The organism is Thalassotalea sp. 1_MG-2023, assembly GCF_030546745.1.
Lineage (GTDB): Bacteria > Pseudomonadota > Gammaproteobacteria > Enterobacterales > Alteromonadaceae > Thalassotalea_C.
Window position 1 is genome coordinate 16,006 of the sequence record NZ_JAUOPD010000008.1, and the last position, 17,560, is coordinate 33,565.

At 39.8% G+C, this 17,560-nt stretch carries 12 protein-coding genes; 1 reads left to right on the plus strand and 11 read right to left on the minus strand.

All coding sequences use genetic code 11. The features are described 5' to 3' along the window. Nucleotides 1-30: 30 nt before the first annotated feature. A complete protein-coding gene (locus tag Q4489_RS08260) occupies nt 31-3,180 on the minus strand; it encodes a glycoside hydrolase family 2 TIM barrel-domain containing protein (protein WP_303478954.1) in 3,150 nt (1,049 codons plus the stop codon). Between the two features lie 242 nt (nt 3,181-3,422). On the opposite strand from Q4489_RS08260, the gene Q4489_RS08265 reads away from it, so the two are divergent. Continuing rightward, nucleotides 3,423-4,145, plus strand: a complete 723-nt coding sequence (locus Q4489_RS08265; protein WP_303478957.1) for a FadR/GntR family transcriptional regulator — start codon at nt 3,423-3,425, stop codon at nt 4,143-4,145. 70 nt (nt 4,146-4,215) lie between these two features. Here the strand turns inward: Q4489_RS08265 and Q4489_RS08270 are convergent, their stop codons facing one another. The 10 genes from Q4489_RS08270 to Q4489_RS08315 form a co-directional block, all read right to left on the minus strand. After that, nucleotides 4,216-5,271 carry a formimidoylglutamase gene (locus Q4489_RS08270; protein ID WP_303478959.1) on the minus strand — a complete coding sequence of 352 codons (1,056 nt, stop codon included), beginning with the start codon at nt 5,269-5,271 and terminating at the stop codon, nt 4,216-4,218. 321 nt (nt 5,272-5,592) lie between these two features. Beyond that, nucleotides 5,593-8,718, minus strand: coding sequence for an efflux RND transporter permease subunit (locus Q4489_RS08275; RefSeq protein WP_303478961.1), 3,126 nt, complete (start codon nt 8,716-8,718; stop codon nt 5,593-5,595). Between the two features lie 11 nt (nt 8,719-8,729). After that, nucleotides 8,730-10,484, minus strand: coding sequence for an efflux RND transporter periplasmic adaptor subunit (locus tag Q4489_RS08280; RefSeq protein ID WP_303478963.1), 1,755 nt, complete (start codon nt 10,482-10,484; stop codon nt 8,730-8,732). Next, nucleotides 10,484-11,848: a TolC family protein gene (locus tag Q4489_RS08285; protein ID WP_303479217.1), complete on the minus strand. Its 1,365-nt coding sequence runs from the start codon at nt 11,846-11,848 to the stop codon at nt 10,484-10,486. Before Q4489_RS08285 ends, Q4489_RS08280 begins: the two co-directional genes overlap by 1 nt. Before the next feature lie 47 nt (nt 11,849-11,895). Further along, entirely contained in the window at nt 11,896-12,393 is a 498-nt protein-coding gene (locus tag Q4489_RS08290) for a DUF411 domain-containing protein (RefSeq protein WP_303478965.1), read from the minus strand. Nucleotides 12,394-12,515: 122 nt separating this feature from the next. After that, nucleotides 12,516-12,956: a CopL family metal-binding regulatory protein gene (locus Q4489_RS08295; RefSeq protein ID WP_303478967.1), complete on the minus strand. Its 441-nt coding sequence runs from the start codon at nt 12,954-12,956 to the stop codon at nt 12,516-12,518. A 122-nt stretch (nt 12,957-13,078) separates the two neighbouring features. Beyond that, the gene (locus tag Q4489_RS08300; protein WP_303478969.1) at nt 13,079-14,458 is read right to left on the minus strand and encodes a PhoH family protein; all 1,380 of its coding nucleotides are present in this window, start codon (nt 14,456-14,458) and stop codon (nt 13,079-13,081) included. 292 nt (nt 14,459-14,750) lie between these two features. After that, a complete protein-coding gene (locus tag Q4489_RS08305; RefSeq protein WP_303478972.1) occupies nt 14,751-15,305 on the minus strand; it encodes a hypothetical protein in 555 nt (184 codons plus the stop codon). Beyond that, the gene (locus Q4489_RS08310; RefSeq protein WP_303478975.1) at nt 15,305-16,276 is read right to left on the minus strand and encodes an ABC transporter substrate-binding protein; all 972 of its coding nucleotides are present in this window, start codon (nt 16,274-16,276) and stop codon (nt 15,305-15,307) included. The genes Q4489_RS08305 and Q4489_RS08310 overlap by 1 nt, the downstream gene beginning before the upstream one ends. Before the next feature lies 1 nt (nt 16,277). Beyond that, nucleotides 16,278-17,495 carry a hypothetical protein gene (locus Q4489_RS08315; RefSeq protein ID WP_303478978.1) on the minus strand — a complete coding sequence of 406 codons (1,218 nt, stop codon included), beginning with the start codon at nt 17,493-17,495 and terminating at the stop codon, nt 16,278-16,280. Between the last annotated feature and the right edge of the window lie 65 nt (nt 17,496-17,560).

Genomic DNA, 17,560 nt, shown 5'->3' on the forward strand with positions numbered 1-17,560 from the left:
GGCGAGCCTTGCGAAGACTCGCCATGATCTTTATTTGACCGCTATTGGTATTAAGGTAAAACGATAGCGTAAATCTTGTGCTTTAATCGTGTATTGGTCATGCACTAGGCGTCCCCATGAGGTATCGCCGCCTACTCCCATTTGCAGGTGGTCAATATTAACCGTGGTTAAATCTCGACGCGGCACATCAATCGCATGTTTAGTGGTTACCGGCACTAAACCTGATGCAGAAGCCGTTGCATCACCTTGAGCAAAATCAATATCAGCTTGTAAATACGGCCATGCGCTTGTGTTAAGCACTTGTTCACCAACTGCTTTAAAGCCAACACCTTGTTTATTGGTGATACTCATCCATCGAACATCGGTTTTATTGCCATTTTCCTGTGGACGAATATAGTGCTCGATTTGTTCATCAACCATAGCACGGTGCAACGCGATTTTAGCGCCGGTTTTTCTATCCCAATAAGATTCGTGCGGCCCTCTTCCATACCAAGTAAGGTGTTCATAAGCGCCTGGCATCACAAATTGCATACCAAATCGAGGAAGATTAGGTAGTGTTTGATCATCAGCTAAATCAAGTGATGACGTTATTTGAATACTACCATCATTCGCAAGCTGGTAATCAAGTGAATATGTACCGTTAAAGTCTGTCGACTTATAGTGTGCCGTTACCTTATTAGCTTTAGCTTCAAAGGTACTTAACGTTAATTTCTGTGCCGCAGTTTGCCAAACAGCAGCCCATTTTTGCATGTTATTCCCCAAATCATTGTCGGTAGGAGCACGCCAAAAGTTAGGCATTAATGGCTGTAATAATAAGGACTCATCGTTAAAAGTATAGTTAACTAAATAGCCTGTTTTTTTATCGAAGCTCGCTTGAAAATGCTTTCCTTTGTAACTAACCTTTTGGTGATTTTCTAACTTGATTAGTGATCCTTTTTCAGCCTTAACAAAGTTGTTAGCCTTTTCTTTACTGCTAACAACAAACTGCTCAAACGCAATTTCATGGCCAATTGGCAGTAACGGCTGTTGATCTTTAATCACCGCACTCAAGGTGATGACATACTCTTTACTGCTGTCTTGTATTAGCTTACTGATTGGCAGAGTAACTTTTGCTTTGGTTCTTGGCTGAACCGCAGGCATTTTTTGTTTGCCGCTAGCAATAGTTTTACCGTCAGCTGCAATGTTCCAATTCAGTTGATATTGGTCTAAATCTGTAAAGAAAAATTCGTTATCAATCGCAAAAGTACCTTGCTGAATATCCACTGTAGAAAAGTTGATATTTTGATACACTTTTTTAACTTCATAAGCATGAGGATGGGGCTTTCTATCAGGGTTCATCAAGCCGTTATTTAAAAAGTTACCATCTGTTGGTAGCTCAGGGTGGAAGTCTTTACCGTAAGCATAATATTTCTGGCCGTGCTCATTAACATACTCTAACGATTGATCAACCCAGTCCCAAATGAAACCACCTTGCAAAGATGGGTATTTCTTTATGACAGCCCAATAATCTTTGAGGTTGCCTACTGAATTACCCATTGCATGGGCATATTCAATCATGATCCCTGGGCGGTAAGGAGATCCTTCGGCATACTTAACTAAGCGTTCAATAGAAGGATACATAGGTGCAAAAATATCAGTGTAATGTTCTGTACCCGCAGGTTCATATTGTACTGGCCTAGTACCGTCGTTATCTTTGAGCCACTGATACGTTGTTTCAAACACTTTACCTTCACCCGCTTCATTACCTAGCGACCAAATAATAATAGAAGGGTGGTTTTTATCTCGCTCATACATACGACGCGTTCGGTCAATATGTGCCGGTATCCAGCTTTCTTCATCGCCAATTTGCGTGGCTTTATTTGTGGCTAATGGGTGTGATTCGATATTCGCTTCATCAATCACATACAATCCGTATTTATCGGTTAAATCATACCAATATGGATTATTTGGGTAATGACTTGAACGCACAGCATTAATGTTAAACTGTTTCATTAATTGAATATCACGTTCCATTGACGCTTTATCAACCACATGGCCTTTTCGTGGATCAGTTTCGTGACGATCAACCCCTTTGATATAAATAGGTTGCCCGTTAACCAGTAACTGCGCGTTTTTAATTTCTATATGGCGAAAACCAATATCATCTTTAACCGATTCAATAACTTCACCGTTATTGTTTTTCAGGTTAATGACCAAGGTATATAAATTTGGCGTTTCAGCGCTCCAAAGAGCAGGGTTATCTAACGTACTCGCTAAGCTAACTTTGGTGCTTTTGCCGCCGGAAAGTGTGACTTTTTTCTGGCCCTGTAGCACTGGTTTCATCCCTTTTCTAGGGTCAAGTAGCTTGTATTCAACTAAACGCGTTTCTGTTGATTTTTGAAAGTTCTCTACTGTAACATCAACGGTAAATTCGCCTTGTGTGAAATCTTTATTTAATTTTGGCTGCGCATGAAAATCAAAAATATGCTGTGCTTCGGTTGCAAACAGATAGACATCACGTTCGATACCAGAAATACGCAGCATATCTTGGCTTTCTAAGAAACTCGCATCTGTCCAACGCCTGATTTGAAAAGCTAACAAGTTTTCATTGTCTTGCAAATAGGGCGTCAAATTAAATTCAGCAGGTGTTTTAGCCCCTTGACTAAAACCAACTTTTTCACCATTTAACCATACATCTAGCGAAGACTTAGCCGCGCCAACATGCAAAAACACTTGCTTATTTTTCCAGCTTTCTGGCAAGGTAAATGGTTTTCGATATGAACCTATTGGGTTGTAGTCCGTGGGCACATCAGGCCACTTAGTACTAAACGGGAACCTTTCATCTAAATAGATCGGGTAACCATAACCTTCAATTTCCCAGTTCCCCGGTACGGGTATTGTGCCCCAATGTGTGTCGTCAAAATCAGATAAATGAAAATCACTGGCCGCATCATTAGGTGAACGTTGCCAGTCGAATGTCCATAAACCGTTCAGTAACATAAAGTTACTGCTTTGCTCTTTGAGATCAACAAGCGCTGCTTGTTCGCTTTGGTAAGGAAATAAACTTGCCCGAGGTTCAAGTTTGTTAATCGCGAAAACCGTATGATCACGCCACGGCTCTCTCACTTCATTCGCTGATGCTGATGTTGCAAATAACGACGTTGAAAATAATGCGATACTCGATAATTTTTTTAATAACATTATTATAAACCTGTAAAACTTTGTACTATTTATACTACAATATACAAAACTACTGACAAGGGATAAATATACTTTTTTCAATACTAGTTTTGTAACATCATGTTATTAAATAATATTTTTATCATTTATAGTATTTAATATACCAATGATGTAGTTATTACTGGAGTAAAGCAAATTACTCATTTATTATCAGCAGATTATGCAGATTTAAATCTGCTTTAGAATTCAATAAAAGGTAACACATGGACGCTAGGCACTTAAATTTAACACAACAACTTGTACACGAGCTTGGCCGTTCAATATTAAAAGGTAAATACAAAGTTGGTGGTAAACTTCCGTCGGAAGCGGAATTAGGTGAAATATATGATATTAGCCGTAATGCGACCCGTGAAGCGGTAAAAATGCTCACAGCAAAAGGACTCATTAGTTCGCGTCCTCGCAAAGGTATTCAAGTTGCAGATCAAAACAAGTGGAACTTGTTCGACACCGATGTGCTTGGTTGGATTCTAGTCGGAAAACCTGATTTATATATGTTGCGCCATTTTATGCAACTAAGACAACCCGTAGAAGCACAAGCCGCATATTTAGCCGCGCAATATGCAACCGCAGAAGACTTTGATAACATTGAACAGGCACTGTCAAATATGCAGTTAGCTGAAGTAAATAACGACGCTGAAGCTACACATCACGCTGATGTGAAATTTCATAAAGCGGTGTTAAATGCCACTAAAAACCCTTTCTTTATACAATTAGAAAACTTTATTGAAATAGCGTTAAAAGTAAACTTACGCTACACCAATCGTATTAAACCAGTCACTGAGCTCGAATACCAAGCACATGCTGATTTATTTGCAGCTATTAAAAAAGGTGAAGCGGCTAAAGCATACGAGTTCGCGATGTCGACACAATCTGCTACGTTAAAGTTAGTTGACGAAGCCATTACTAGATCAGAATCTGAAGCTTAAAACCTCAGTTATACGCATAACATCCGACGCCTAAACATAGTTACCAATGTGGTGAATAAACTAGGTTTATTTATGCGCTTTCTTTCGCCTGTATAAAACTCACCACTAATGATGCATATAGCTGTCCGATATCATTCATGCCGGCTTCGATTCCACTGGGATGCTGAGCAGGAGCACCTTCCGCTAAATGCAAATAACAGCTGGATGGTTCACTTCCCATGCGATAAACAAAATACTCCGCATCTTGAACGCTAATACCACAATTAGTATATGCGCTTGCAGGTACAAAAGAGATACTATCTACATCAACTTCAATGCCTATCGCTTGATCAACCTCTTTTAAATATGCTTGTCCTGCTTGTAATGCCGAGCTGAAGTCTTGATTTCGTCTAACCCAAATATCTTGATAACTTACCCACTTAAAACCAAAGTCATGTAGGGCTTGAATGTTTGTTTTTGAATTTTTTAACTCATGCATGCCTAATGAAAAATAGCGATTTAACAGACCTTGTTTAGCGGCATAACTAAAACCATTGCCACTATGACGCCCTTCTGGTGCTCTAAAATCAGTGTGTGGATCTAAATTTATTGCACTTATTGGTGTCTGCATACTTTGGCTTGCTGCTTTTATGATGGGATAAGCGTTATTATGTCCGCCGCCAACAACAATAGGCGTGAGCTTTTCATCAAAAATGATTTGGCATACTTGGCTAACACGATGATCTAACTCACTGACTAAGTTTCTTAACGCTTCAAGTTGCTTTTCGCTATTCGTATGTAAGTGTTCACTTTCGTTTTGCAGGTCTTCGCAATATACATGGCCAAGCACTGCTATTTGTTCACCACGAATAAAATCATTTTGTTGTAAAGCACAAAACTTAGTCAAAAAAGCTTGCCACCCTTTATCAGCACCCGCTTTACCTAAGTTTGCTCGCGGGCCTATATCTTCCGGAACGCCAAGCAAAATGTATTTGACGCCATCTGCTTTTAACGATTTTAAAATAGCTGCTAGGTCATCTTTGAACGTTGAATCAACGGTTTTAATCACTTCACCAAGGCGTTGTTCACCTGCTCTTTTTTGAAAATATGGTGTTAAGTATTGCTTTTCTGATGAGACTAAAAACATAGTTATTCCTTTCTGATGGGTATTTCAACGCAAACATTCAATGCGTAATACCCTTTTAGTGTAAACGTCACACGCTGTTTTTTGAACGTAAAATAGCAAAACGTAGAGCCTTTTATGTGAGTATTTTAATGCGCCAAACACAAATTGTATATACAAGCAGAATAAAAGGGGTCAGGTACATTTAAAATTAAGATAACCTAACTATTACAGTTTCAACTCATTTACACTAACTCCCAACAAAGAAAACTGATTTACAAACAATCCCCCAAAGCGTCAATGGCAAAACCACTGACTCTGTTACTTCTTAATAGGATTTAAACATTAACGCTTAATGAGTAAGGATTTACGCCATAAATAAAATACCGCAGGTAACACTAATAAGGTTAGTAATACGGCACTTGCCATGCCTCCAACCATTGGAGCAGCAATTCGACTCATCACTTCAGAGCCTGTACCACTACCATAAAGTATCGGCAATAAACCGATAATGATTGTGGCCACCGTCATCATTACCGGACGAACACGTAAACCTGCGCCTTGCATAATGGCTTCAACCAACGCGGAAGTATCAAAATCACGATGTTGTCTTTCGGCTTGTGCTTTCGCTTCTTTCAGTGCTTGATTTAAATACACGAGCATAATCACGCCTATTTCAACACAAATACCAGCAAGGGCAATAAAACCAACGCCAACCGCCACAGAAAAATTAAAGCCTTCTAAATACATCAGCCAAATACCACCAATCATGGCAAGTGGTAACGTTCCCATAATCATCGCAACTTCAGCAAAGCTTCTAAAGTTCAAGTACAGCAAAACAACGATAATCGCTAACGTTAATGGCAACACATAGCTCAATTTTTCTTGAGCCCGTTGCATGTATTCATATTGTCCAGCCCAAGAAATTGAATAGCCTGCAGGTAAATCAATTTCATTAGCTATTTTTACCTTCGCCCCTTCAACATAACTGCCAATGTCAACTTCATCTATATCGATAAATGTCCAGCCATTGATGCGAGCATTTTCACTTTTAATGCTCGGTGGACCATTTTCAACATACACATTAGCAACATCTGCTAACGCTATGCGCTGGCCGTTAGGGGTAATAACAGGTAGCTTCTGTAACTGCTCTGGAGAGTCTCGATAATCTTGCGGGTATCGTAAGTTAATCGGGTAGCGCTCAAGCCCTTCCACCGTTTGCGCAACGTTCATACCGCCAATCGCTGTAGCAACGACTTGTTGTACATCAGCGATATTTAAACCGTAACGAGCAGCTTTTATACGATCAATATCCACTTTAATATATCGACCACCGGCAACACGTTCAGAATATACTGACACCGTACCGGGATGATCTTTAAGCACGGCTTCCAATTGCTGACCAATTTCTTGGATCACCTTAATATCACTGCCTGCTACTTTGATACCCACAGGGGTTTTAATGCCCGTGGCTAGCATATCGATACGTGTTTTTATCGGCATAACCCATGCATTGGTTAACCCAGGAAATTGCACTAACTGATCAAATTCTTGCTTTAAACTTTCTGTGGTTACACCTTCACGCCATTGCGATTGAGGCTTTAATTGAATAAACGTTTCGATCATCGTTAAAGGTGCGGGATCTGTCGCCGTTTCTGCGCGACCCACCTTCCCGAACACCGTTTCCACTTCAGGCACAGTGCGAATAAGTTTATCGGTTTGCTGCAATAATTCCCGAGCTTTGCCGATAGAAATGCCAGGGTATGTCGTTGGCATATACATGAGGTCACCCTCATCTAAAGGCGGTATAAATTCAGTGCCAATTTTATCTAGCGGGAAAAAGCCTATACAAGTGACTGCAAACGCTGCGATTAGAGTTATTTTTGGATAGGTTAACACCTTTTTTAGTAGTGGTTTATAAATAGCGACAAGCGCTCTATTCACCGGATTTTTTTGTTCTGATATGATTTTTCCGCGAATAAAATACCCCATTAACACAGGTGTTAATGTTATAGCTAAGCCTGCTGAAGCTGCCATTGCATAAGTTTTGGTATAAGCGAGTGGCGCAAACATTCTGCCTTCTTGTGCTTCAAGAATGAAAACAGGCAAAAAACTCACTGTAATAATAAGTAAGCTAAAGAAAAGTGCGGGCCCAACTTCAGATGCTGATTTCGCGACTATTTGCCAGCGATTATCTTTAGTCAGAGGCGTTTTTTCTATATGTTTGTGCATGTTTTCAATCATGACAATCGCGCCATCGGTCATGGCGCCAATGGCAATCGCTATACCACCTAACGACATGATATTGGCATTAATCCCTTGGTAATACATGATGATAAATGACACTAAAATACCGAGCGGTAGCGTGATAATAGCCACCATTGACGATCGCACATGAAACAGAAATACCACACATACAAGTGCAACAATCGCTAACTCTTCAACGAGCTTCGACCAAAGGTTATCCACTGCACTTTCAATCAGTCTGGAGCGATCATAAACCGTGACAATTTCAACACCGTCTGGTAAACCATCTTTTAATGCATCAAGTTTCGCCTTTACCCCGTCAATGGTTTGCTGAGCATTTTCACCAAAACGCATCACCACAACGCCTCCGACGACTTCACCTTCACCATTGAGTTCAGCAATACCACGGCGCATTTGTGGCCCTAGGTTAATGTCTGCAATATCACCTAATAATAAAGGCGTACCGTTGACATTCAAACCAAGTGGTATGGCACTTAAGTCACTGATTGATTGAATATAACCAGAAGTTGTTACCATGTACTCCGCTTCAGCCATTTCAACCACTGATGCACCGACTTCTTGATTACCTTGTTTAATTGCCGTTTGAATTAAACTCAGCGGAAGGTCATAAGCGCGCAGTTTATCGGGGTCAACAACCACTTGGTATTGTTTAACCATTCCGCCTACAGCAGCAACTTCCGAAACACCTTCAACCGTTTGTAACTCATACTTTAGAAACCAATCTTGAAGGCTGCGTAACTGGCTAATATCGTGCTGACCTGTTTTATCAACAAGTGCATAAAGATACACCCAGCCAACACCTGTTGCATCAGGGCCTAATTGCGGTTTCGCCGAACTTGGTAAGTTAGGGGCAACTTGAGATAAATACTCCAATACGCGCGAACGAGCCCAATACAAATCGGTATTATCATCAAAGATGATATACACATAAGAATCACCAAAAAATGAATACCCTCGCACAGTTTGTGCACCAGGTACCGATAACATGGCAGTGGTTAAGGGGTAAGTAACCTGATCTTCAACCACATGAGGTGCTTGCCCAGGGTATGATGTTTTAATGATCACCTGCACATCAGATAAATCAGGTAAAGCGTCAACAGGTGTATTTTTAAAAGCAAAAACACCTACGCCAATGATAATTAATGTCGTCAATAACACAAAAAAGCGATTAAAGACTGACCAATGAATTATACGTTCTATCATCTCAGTCTCACTTAGTGGTGTTGGTTGTGATTGTTATGCTGTTGGTGATCAGTGTCACCAACGTTAACAGGTGTCATGTCAACAATAATGAAATCATCATGTACTTCAAACGTGAAGGTGACTTGCCCATCGTTTGAGAATACCTGTAAATCAATACTTTCATCGACGATAAAATCCATAGTGGCGGCTGGTCTATCCCATTTTTCAATGGCTTCACGGCTAATATTGACCACTCTTGTATCATGGTCAATTTGATTAATGACACCGTTAACCGTTGCCGAAGACACTGACTCATTGGCCGTTTCAGGTTGTGAAATTATATGAATGCCGGTTATTTCGAATCCGCCATCATCCGTTTTGCTCACTTCAAAGTGCAACACCTGCCCTGACATTAGCGTATCAACGTCAACACTTTGAGCAATATTGAAATCCATCGTCATTTCTGGCCAGTCCCAAGCCTCTGCAGGTTCATGGCTAATATTTGCCATGCTATGTTCAGCCATAACATGATTTACTTTTCCTTGCATCCATACTGAATTAGGCGTTTCATCATGATACATACGTTTAAAATCTGACGTTTTACTGGATTCTGAATCAATTAAAAATTGTGCGGAAGTCACCACAACATCATGCTGATCTAATCCATTTAAAATCTCGATATGGTTTTTATCTACACGACCAATAGTTACTTCAATAGATTTAAACTGGCCTTCACCCAATGCAAGCACAACACGATCTTGTTTCCCGGTGCGGATCACAGCCTCTTTAGGAACTAAAATAGCGCGGTTAGCTTGGTTTGCATGAATGGACACTTGCGCGAACATATTAGGTTTTAACAGATGTTTTGGATTATCAAATTTTAATCTTACGCGCAGTGTACGTGTTTCACTATTTAACGTTGGGTAAACATAATCAACAACGCCAGTCCATTCTTTACCTGGTAAAGAGTCGAGCGCCATCGTCACCGCAAGCCCTTGTTTGATTAACGCAATATCTCGTTCAAACACTTCAGCTTCCACCCATACCTGATCGAGTTTTCCAATACTTAGTAAAGTAGTCCCCGGTTGTACATAGAAACCTTCTCTGATTTGTAAGTCATCAACAACCCCAGCTTGCGGCGAATAAAACGTAACATGTTGTTTTACTTTACCGGTCTTTTCGAGTGCTTTGATAAATTCAGCTGATAACTGTAACGCCGTTAAACGTTCTTTTGCTGCTGTAATTATCGACCTGTTATTGCGTTTTAGTGCGATTAGAAACTCTTCTTGGGCATTAACAAGTTGTGGAGAATATAAGGTATACAACGGCTGCCCTTTTTCAACAGGATCACCTGCCGCTTTAACATAGAGCTTTTCAATCCAACCATCGACACGAGGGTGAATATGCACCAACGCATTTTCATCATATTGCACATAGCCAACCGTTGAAATTTCGCTATGCATCGCTTTTAGTGCAACAGGTTCGGTACGTACTCCAAGGTTATTGACCACATAAGGAGAAATTTCTACTGTCCCCGGGCCGTGTTCATTTGCTGAGTCAGTTTGCTCATATACCGGAATTAAATCCATGCCCATCGGCGACTTTCCCGGCTGATCTCGGCGGTAATTCGCATCCATTGGCGCTACCCAATATAACGGCTTTTTCTCTGATGACGCTGTAGAGGCGTTATTATCGTGTGAGCCCGTATTTTGTAATACACTCAATGTACTAGCACCTAGCGCAGCACCTGCAATAACAGCGATAATGATTTTATGATTAGATTGCATTATTGGTCTCCAAATTGCTGACTAAGCACAGTATTTACGTTTTTTTGTGAGGGAATATATTGATGAGGTTCATCATCTTGCGTGAAAAAATAATTAATGCGAACAACCGCTTTAAGGGCTTCTACATCAATGTTTAATGCTGCTATTTTAGTATTTAATTGTGCAATCCTTGCTCTAACCACTTCTGAAAAGTCACCGTCATCATTGGTATAGGCAGTTAGTGACGCTTCAGCTTGATTATGCGTTTGTTTAAGCAATTGTTGTTGATATAGCTTTTGTCGCTCTGAAAGTCGCTTTAGCTGTCTTGTTTCTTGTTCAACTGCGCTAATCATCTGTTTGGTTAATAGTAATTTTTCAGTTTTTACCGCGGCTGACTCAGCAATGGAGGCCGCTACTTGTTTGTCTTGTTTATTATCCGTAAATAGGGGTAAATCAAAGGTAACGCCTACCGAAAACAAATCAGCACGACTATCTCCAGAGGGCATATTATCTCGATAACTATAACTGGCATTAACTCCCCATTGCGGCTTATATTGCTGCTTTGCTAACACCACATTTTTCTCAACGACTTGTTGCTTAACATCAATCACTCGCAAAGCAGGATGATTTAATAGCACTTTTGCCAAACGATTACGTGAGTATTTTGCTGTTTTAAGCAATTCTGGTCGCGTTAACCGAAGGTCAGGCAATTGAGATGAAACATTAAATACCAAGGCTTGACTGTCAAAATCAAACGTGTCGGCTGCATTACTAGGATCATAAACATGCAACCATTCATTTAAACGTGCAATTGCGGTTTCTAACTGTTGTTTTTCAAGCATTAACCTATCTTCAAGTTGCACAATTTCTAACTGAGCACGAATAACATCTTGTTGACGAGTTTTACCAACAACGTTTGAATAGCTCACTTGTGCCACTTCTGCAATCTGCTCGAACAAAGCCCAGTCTTTTTCTATCAGGGTAATGGTGCGTTGAGCTAAAAAAGCATCCAGCCATAATTGTGAAACAGTGCTTTTCACCGTCGCTTGGCGAACTTTTCGCATTAATGGAAATTTAGTTGCATCAAGCTTCAATTGGTTTTGTTTAATCGCCAAGCTATCTCCGCGAGGAAACATTTGAGCAACACCGACTTTTAATTGTGTCATCCCTTCTTGCTCAGTATTCCAAGAATCAACAGGAAGGTTCATCATACCTATTGAAACCTTAGGATCTGGCAATGTACCCGCAGCAATACTTCTCTGGTGAACCGCTTGCTGTGTTAAGCGATTGCCATGTAGCCAAGGATCATTTTTTTCAGCGATCGTAATTGCTTGCATCAGTGAAACAGTGTTTTCTGCTTGCGATGTTAAAGCAAAAAAACCCATAGTTAAGCCTAACGATAATTTCGTTAATCCAATAAAAAAGCGATACATCAGAATTGCTCCTCATAAGATCGAACAGTTGCGAAAACTTTGCTAGTGCCATTTTTCGTTAACATTAAAATGTTATACGGCATAAAACGGTGACCAACCTCCATTCCTGGCGAGCCTATTGGCATCGCTGGTACCGTTAAACCAATAGCGTCGGTATGTTTTTCGCTCAAAAATTGTTTGATGAATTTGGCAGGTATATGACCTTCGAAAACAAAGCCGCTTTGTGTAACGGCGGTATGGCAAGATCGATGATTCGACTTTATGCCGTAGTGATTTTTTATTTGTTCAAGACTTCGGTAATCTTGCGAAAACGCGATAATACCTTGGTCTTCAATATGCGTGATCCATTTTTTACAACAACCACACGTTGGTGTTTTATAGACCAAAAGCGCGAGTGGATCGCCTTCAGACTCAGGTTCATGTGTGTGCTCATTAGCACCAACAATCATAGGTAATAGCAGTAATATTGCTGCTAGTGTTAAATAAGTTTTGATCATTTTGCCCCCAGACAAAGCTGGATGTTAATTCGGCGTATAAACGCTAAATAAATTTACAGAAAAGTTAATAAACTGCGGGTTCTATACTGCATTTGATAAAATGCAGACGCACTAACCCTGTATTAGGCAAATATGGGAGGTCGATATAAAGAGGTAAGCGTTTGACTTTGCTCAGCTTGTGAAACAGAAAGAATTTTCACTGACAGTTCGAGTTGTCGTGTTTGAATCGTTGAAAAGAGTGCCGCTGCAATATTAGAGCAACTACCACTAAAACAGCTGCAAGATTGCTGACAACAGCTATCATCCATGTTTTCATGGTGTTCAGTCGATTGTTCTGTCATCTGATGATGACTATGATCCATCATGTTCATCTGCGATGATGATTGACTCGTTTGCTTCATATTCATCATATGATAAGACATTACGGTAGACGCCAAAGCCTGACCTAAAAAGGACAAGCAGACCGTCAGTACTAATAATGTTTTAATAACGTGAGTCGACACCAGTGCAAAACCAAATAGCTCAATTGAGGAGATAATTACACAGTTATCGGTTTTAATCAATAAACTGATACCACTTTAGCTGTGATCAGGCCAAAGTGAAAAAGCAAAGGTGCTCACTCACTCGACAACAAGTATGTAAGCACCCTATCTTTATTTACCACATGATTTACTACATGGTTTCTTTATAAATTTTCTTCCGCAAATGATGCTAATCGCGAACGAACAACGCCATTTAAGTTCACCGTTGTACTGCCTGGAAAGTCTTTAAAGCGTTCAACAATGTAGGTTAAGCCAGATGTTAAAGCACTTAAATAATTACTGTCTATTTGCGCCAGATTACCACTGCACACTAACTTGGTGCCTTCACCACAGCGAGTGATAATTGTTTTCAGTTGAGATGCCGTTAAGTTTTGACATTCGTCTAAAATCACAAAGGCATTTTGAATACTTCTACCGCGCATAAAGTTTACCGATTTAAATTGAATATTCGCTTTATCCATAATGTAGTTTAAGCTACCTTCCATATTTTCATCTTGTTTATGCAATACTTCTAATGAATCGGTAATAGCCGCTAGCCAAGGCGCCATTTTTTCTTCTTCCGTACCGGGTAAAAAGCCAATAGATTCAGCAATTTCAGGCGTACTTCGGGTAACAATAACCTTGTCATACATGCCTCGTTCGATCACTAATTCTAACGCCGAAGCTAAAGCAAGTAAGGTTTTACCGCACCCTGCAGGGCCCGTTAAAATGACCAAGTCGATCGATGGGTCCAGCAACGCATCCATCGCTATACCTTGATAAATATTTTTTGGTGAAATGCCCCATGCCTGCTTTGACATAAGCCGTTCACGCCCTAGATCAGCAATCGCTAATTTTTGTTCATCCCAACCCACCACTTTACCCGCAAAATGTTCGCCCTCATCGAGTAAATATTCATTCATATAGGCGCTAGGAAACACCGATTTTTCTACATAGTGTGTGGTATTTCGTCCTTCTGATTCACTTTCACAGCTTTTTACTTGCTGCCAAAAGTCTCCTGAAAATTTGTGGTAACCCTTGGTAAGAAATTGAATATCATCAATTAACTGATCAGTTCGATAGTCTTCAACATGCTTAAGGCCCGCCCCTTTTGCCTTAAGGCGCATATTAATATCTTTTGTAACAAGCACAACTTTACGCGTTTTACGGGTGCCTTGAATGTGTAAAGCAGTATTAATAATACGATTATCATTTTCATTAAATGATAGCTTACCAGCGGTTTGTTCTAAGGTGTAGTCATTAAAAATAGACAACCTGCCCACTTTACTACCATCTTGTTGTGTGGGGATGGGAACACCCGCAAGTACTTCTTCAGGCGTTGCATTTACTAAACAGTCTTCTAATGCTCTGATAGCTACTCGAGCATCCCGGCTGACGTCTTTGTTACGATCTTTAATAGAGTCGAGTTCTTCAAGCACGGTCATGGGAACAATTACATCGTGTTCTTGGAAAGATAGAAAAGCGAAGGGCTCGTGCAGTAATATATTAGTGTCTAATATATAGATAGTTTTTTCTTCAGTCATATACACAAATTTCCTCAAAAAAATGAAAAACCTGTGTTAATCAAATTGGCAACTAACCACTAAACAACGCTGTCAATGTGATCAACAAGTCCGTTGAAGTTTGACCCTCCTCACGCCATCAAAATGTATGAAGCAATTTCACTTTGACACCTTCTGAGTATTGTTGCAAGTACCAATGTAATAGGTTTGCGTACTTTTTTAATAAGTCTATTTTCAGCTAGTTTGCAAGTTTTTATCCCGAAATAAAGCAGTTTACTTTTTAGTGGCTATGTTAGGAATGTTTATTGACGATTTAATCCATTAAGTGTGGTTCTCTTACACGTTTTACCGCTCCTACAAGCGAAATAGCTGCCCATGCAATTTCCAAAGCAAATACCGGTAGGTTCTGATCTTGCCAAAGCTGAGGTAACAGCACAATTGCCGCGTAGGCATTAAGTAATAAGTAAGCAAGATGATTCAACTTTTTACAACAAAAAAGTAAGTAACCTGCGGTAAAAGCATACGCTGAAGACCAACCCAGTAAGGCAATATTTATCACGCCGCTAGCAATATACTGATAACAGAAGTAGCTCACGAAAACGAATAAGCCTAGATAAAAAAGACGCGTACTTGCCGGTATTTTATTGATTGGCCAATGACGTAAAATGGCTAAACTAACCATTGCCCAAAAAGCATTAATAAATACTGCTTGATACGAACTTACCGCCAATGAACTGATGACCAACACCACGGCAGCCAGTAAATTACCACCGTAATAAATATTTGGCTTCCAATGTCGAACGAAAGAAATATAAGCATGATTAATTAAATAAAGTACTGTGCCTATCCAGCCTATTAATACCAACATTAAATTAACTCAATATGCATATTTCTAACGTACACTTCTTTACCCACTAGCGGCCCATTTAAAATGACCACTTTACTTACATCCATCATGTTCTTATAAATTCGGTCACTTTTAGACGGCTTTAACAACTTATTACTCCACTCTATCACTAACACTTTAGTGCCTTGTGCCAAGGTGTAAAAGGCTGCGTTTGCCGTTAAATCGGTTTGCGCTAAAATGGCAGGATATCCTTCAGAGGTAATTAATTTAGCAATGTCAGGTTCAAGCTCCAATTGCTCTGGCGACAAGGTAAAGCTTTGTAAGTCAGTGACTTGAGCAAGTAAACCATTTAACTGTTTTATTAAGGCATGACCTTGCGTGTTATTAGCTGCAATTAAATGTAAACTCTTAGTATCGCGAATATCCGTCAGCGGTTTTATCAATAATTTTTGTTCATTAAACTGATTATTTAAAATATAGTTCATCACACTTTCTGTCATCGGTAAATAATCAATCTCACCCTCTAACAGTGCTTTTAGCGCAGTATCTTCATTGTTAAATATTTGCGCATCTGCGACTAACGTATCTATATTTTCACCATAACTATACCCTGCCACCTTTCCAACACGGTGCTCTGATAATCTTGCTTGATCAATTTGTTGATTATATTGCCGGTTAAAATAAATATGACTAGTTACCTGAAAAATGGGTGCAGAGTAAAGCACCTGTTTTGCACGTTCAGCGGTTTTAAAATAAGGAAAAGATGCTAACTTTTCTTGGCGAGAAACCTGCTGAAAGGCGAGATCATAGTTTTGTCTAAGCCAGGTTATTTCAGTATTATTTTGACTAAACACTTGCTCTAATAATGCAACTGCAGAACCAGCATGCTGCTCGCTAACGTAAGGTTGCCAAGGAGCAGTAGTGATCGTAATGTTATTAGCATTAGCGCTTTGCCAGAAAAACATCATCAAGATTAAGCAGAAATAACGCATGCTATTTTCCTTTCATTACTTTATAGAGAATGACCAACGCGAACGTTAACCCAAAACCAAACGAAAACATGATATCTGCATCAATTTCAGCAATGAACTCTAAGAAGAACGAGCGATTATCATCGTTATAATCAAGCGCCGGTCGCGACATCATTTCGCGGCTAAATTCTGTTAAATATAATGACAATTCAAAAACAGCAAAAAAACTAAGCGTCACCAGCAGTAAATCTGTCATAACGGTACTTCGTTCACGCCGTTTATTGTCTGACTCTTCCAGCCTTGCCGAACAAATTTCGATCATTCTCTGACCATTTGCAGCTACTTCGTTAAAGTCCCAACTGGTTAAAATATCGTCTAACAATTTTCGCTTAAAGCGATTTAAAAACTTCTTATGTTCATGCAAATCAATTAAATGTAACCTTGTGACAACTCGCGCAAAAGACAGTTTCTCTTGAGTTTTGGCTAAATTATTGGCGTTATATGCACTATCAATTGCCTGTTTAAGCAGTTGATTACAATTTTCTTGGGCAGTGTAATAATACTGGGCCAGTACCATGGTATTTACCCGCAGATCTTCATGCGTTTTACTGCCATCAACAATTACGTATTGTAACCAAGTAATGGAGTAATCTCGCTCACCACGAATTATTGCTTCAGCATCTTGTGGTGTTTGAGTGTCTTTTAACCAAGTTCGAATTAATGCCTGAATATTAACATCTTTAATTTGAGTATTTTCTAACATTAAAAAGCGAGCGATCCAATGGATATCTGCCTTTTCTGGCATACTGCTTAAGCGAAGCATTTTATTTTTATCGTTGGGAATTAAGTGCTCAAGCTCAGTTAAAAACGTTTGATATACATTATCGATTTCTTGCTTGGTTTGCGCTTGGCATTGTTCAGATATTTGCTCGGCGGATAACGACGCATCGAATAAAATATCAAGCTCAGCAATGGCAACATTATTAGGAAATAAGTGCAAAATAACCGGAGATAGTGACTCGTTGTGCCAAGTTAATATTCTAATATCTCGCGCATCGTTATCGATAGTATTATAGTCATGCTCAACCTCGGGTTGGTTAAGTGCACGGCAATGCTCATTACTCGCCGCGATTTCATGAATAAGTTCAAGGTATTTGGTGCTGGATTGATCAACCCCGATAGTGACACTTAACGGCACATAAAGCGGTGATACGGTTTTAATGGTGATTTGGTTGCTCATTGTTATGTTTCTTAAATCAGGCCGAGCATCATAGCTTTGAGCATATCACTAGCTCTTAATCTTAA

Bases quoted from the DNA above. Each gene is read 5' to 3' on its own strand.
- Q4489_RS08260 (WP_303478954.1), bottom strand. From the start codon at position 3,180: ATGTTATTAAAAAAATTATCGAGTATCGCATTATTTTCAACGTCGTTA.
- Q4489_RS08265 (WP_303478957.1), top strand. From the start codon at position 3,423: ATGGACGCTAGGCACTTAAATTTAACACAACAACTTGTACACGAGCTT.
- Q4489_RS08270 (WP_303478959.1), bottom strand. From the start codon at position 5,271: ATGTTTTTAGTCTCATCAGAAAAGCAATACTTAACACCATATTTTCAA.
- Q4489_RS08275 (WP_303478961.1), bottom strand. From the start codon at position 8,718: ATGATAGAACGTATAATTCATTGGTCAGTCTTTAATCGCTTTTTTGTG.
- Q4489_RS08280 (WP_303478963.1), bottom strand. From the start codon at position 10,484: ATGCAATCTAATCATAAAATCATTATCGCTGTTATTGCAGGTGCTGCG.
- Q4489_RS08285 (WP_303479217.1), bottom strand. From the start codon at position 11,848: ATGGGTTTTTTTGCTTTAACATCGCAAGCAGAAAACACTGTTTCACTG.
- Q4489_RS08290 (WP_303478965.1), bottom strand. From the start codon at position 12,393: ATGATCAAAACTTATTTAACACTAGCAGCAATATTACTGCTATTACCT.
- Q4489_RS08300 (WP_303478969.1), bottom strand. From the start codon at position 14,458: ATGACTGAAGAAAAAACTATCTATATATTAGACACTAATATATTACTG.
- Q4489_RS08305 (WP_303478972.1), bottom strand. From the start codon at position 15,305: ATGTTGGTATTAATAGGCTGGATAGGCACAGTACTTTATTTAATTAAT.
- Q4489_RS08310 (WP_303478975.1), bottom strand. From the start codon at position 16,276: ATGCGTTATTTCTGCTTAATCTTGATGATGTTTTTCTGGCAAAGCGCT.
- Q4489_RS08315 (WP_303478978.1), bottom strand. From the start codon at position 17,495: ATGAGCAACCAAATCACCATTAAAACCGTATCACCGCTTTATGTGCCG.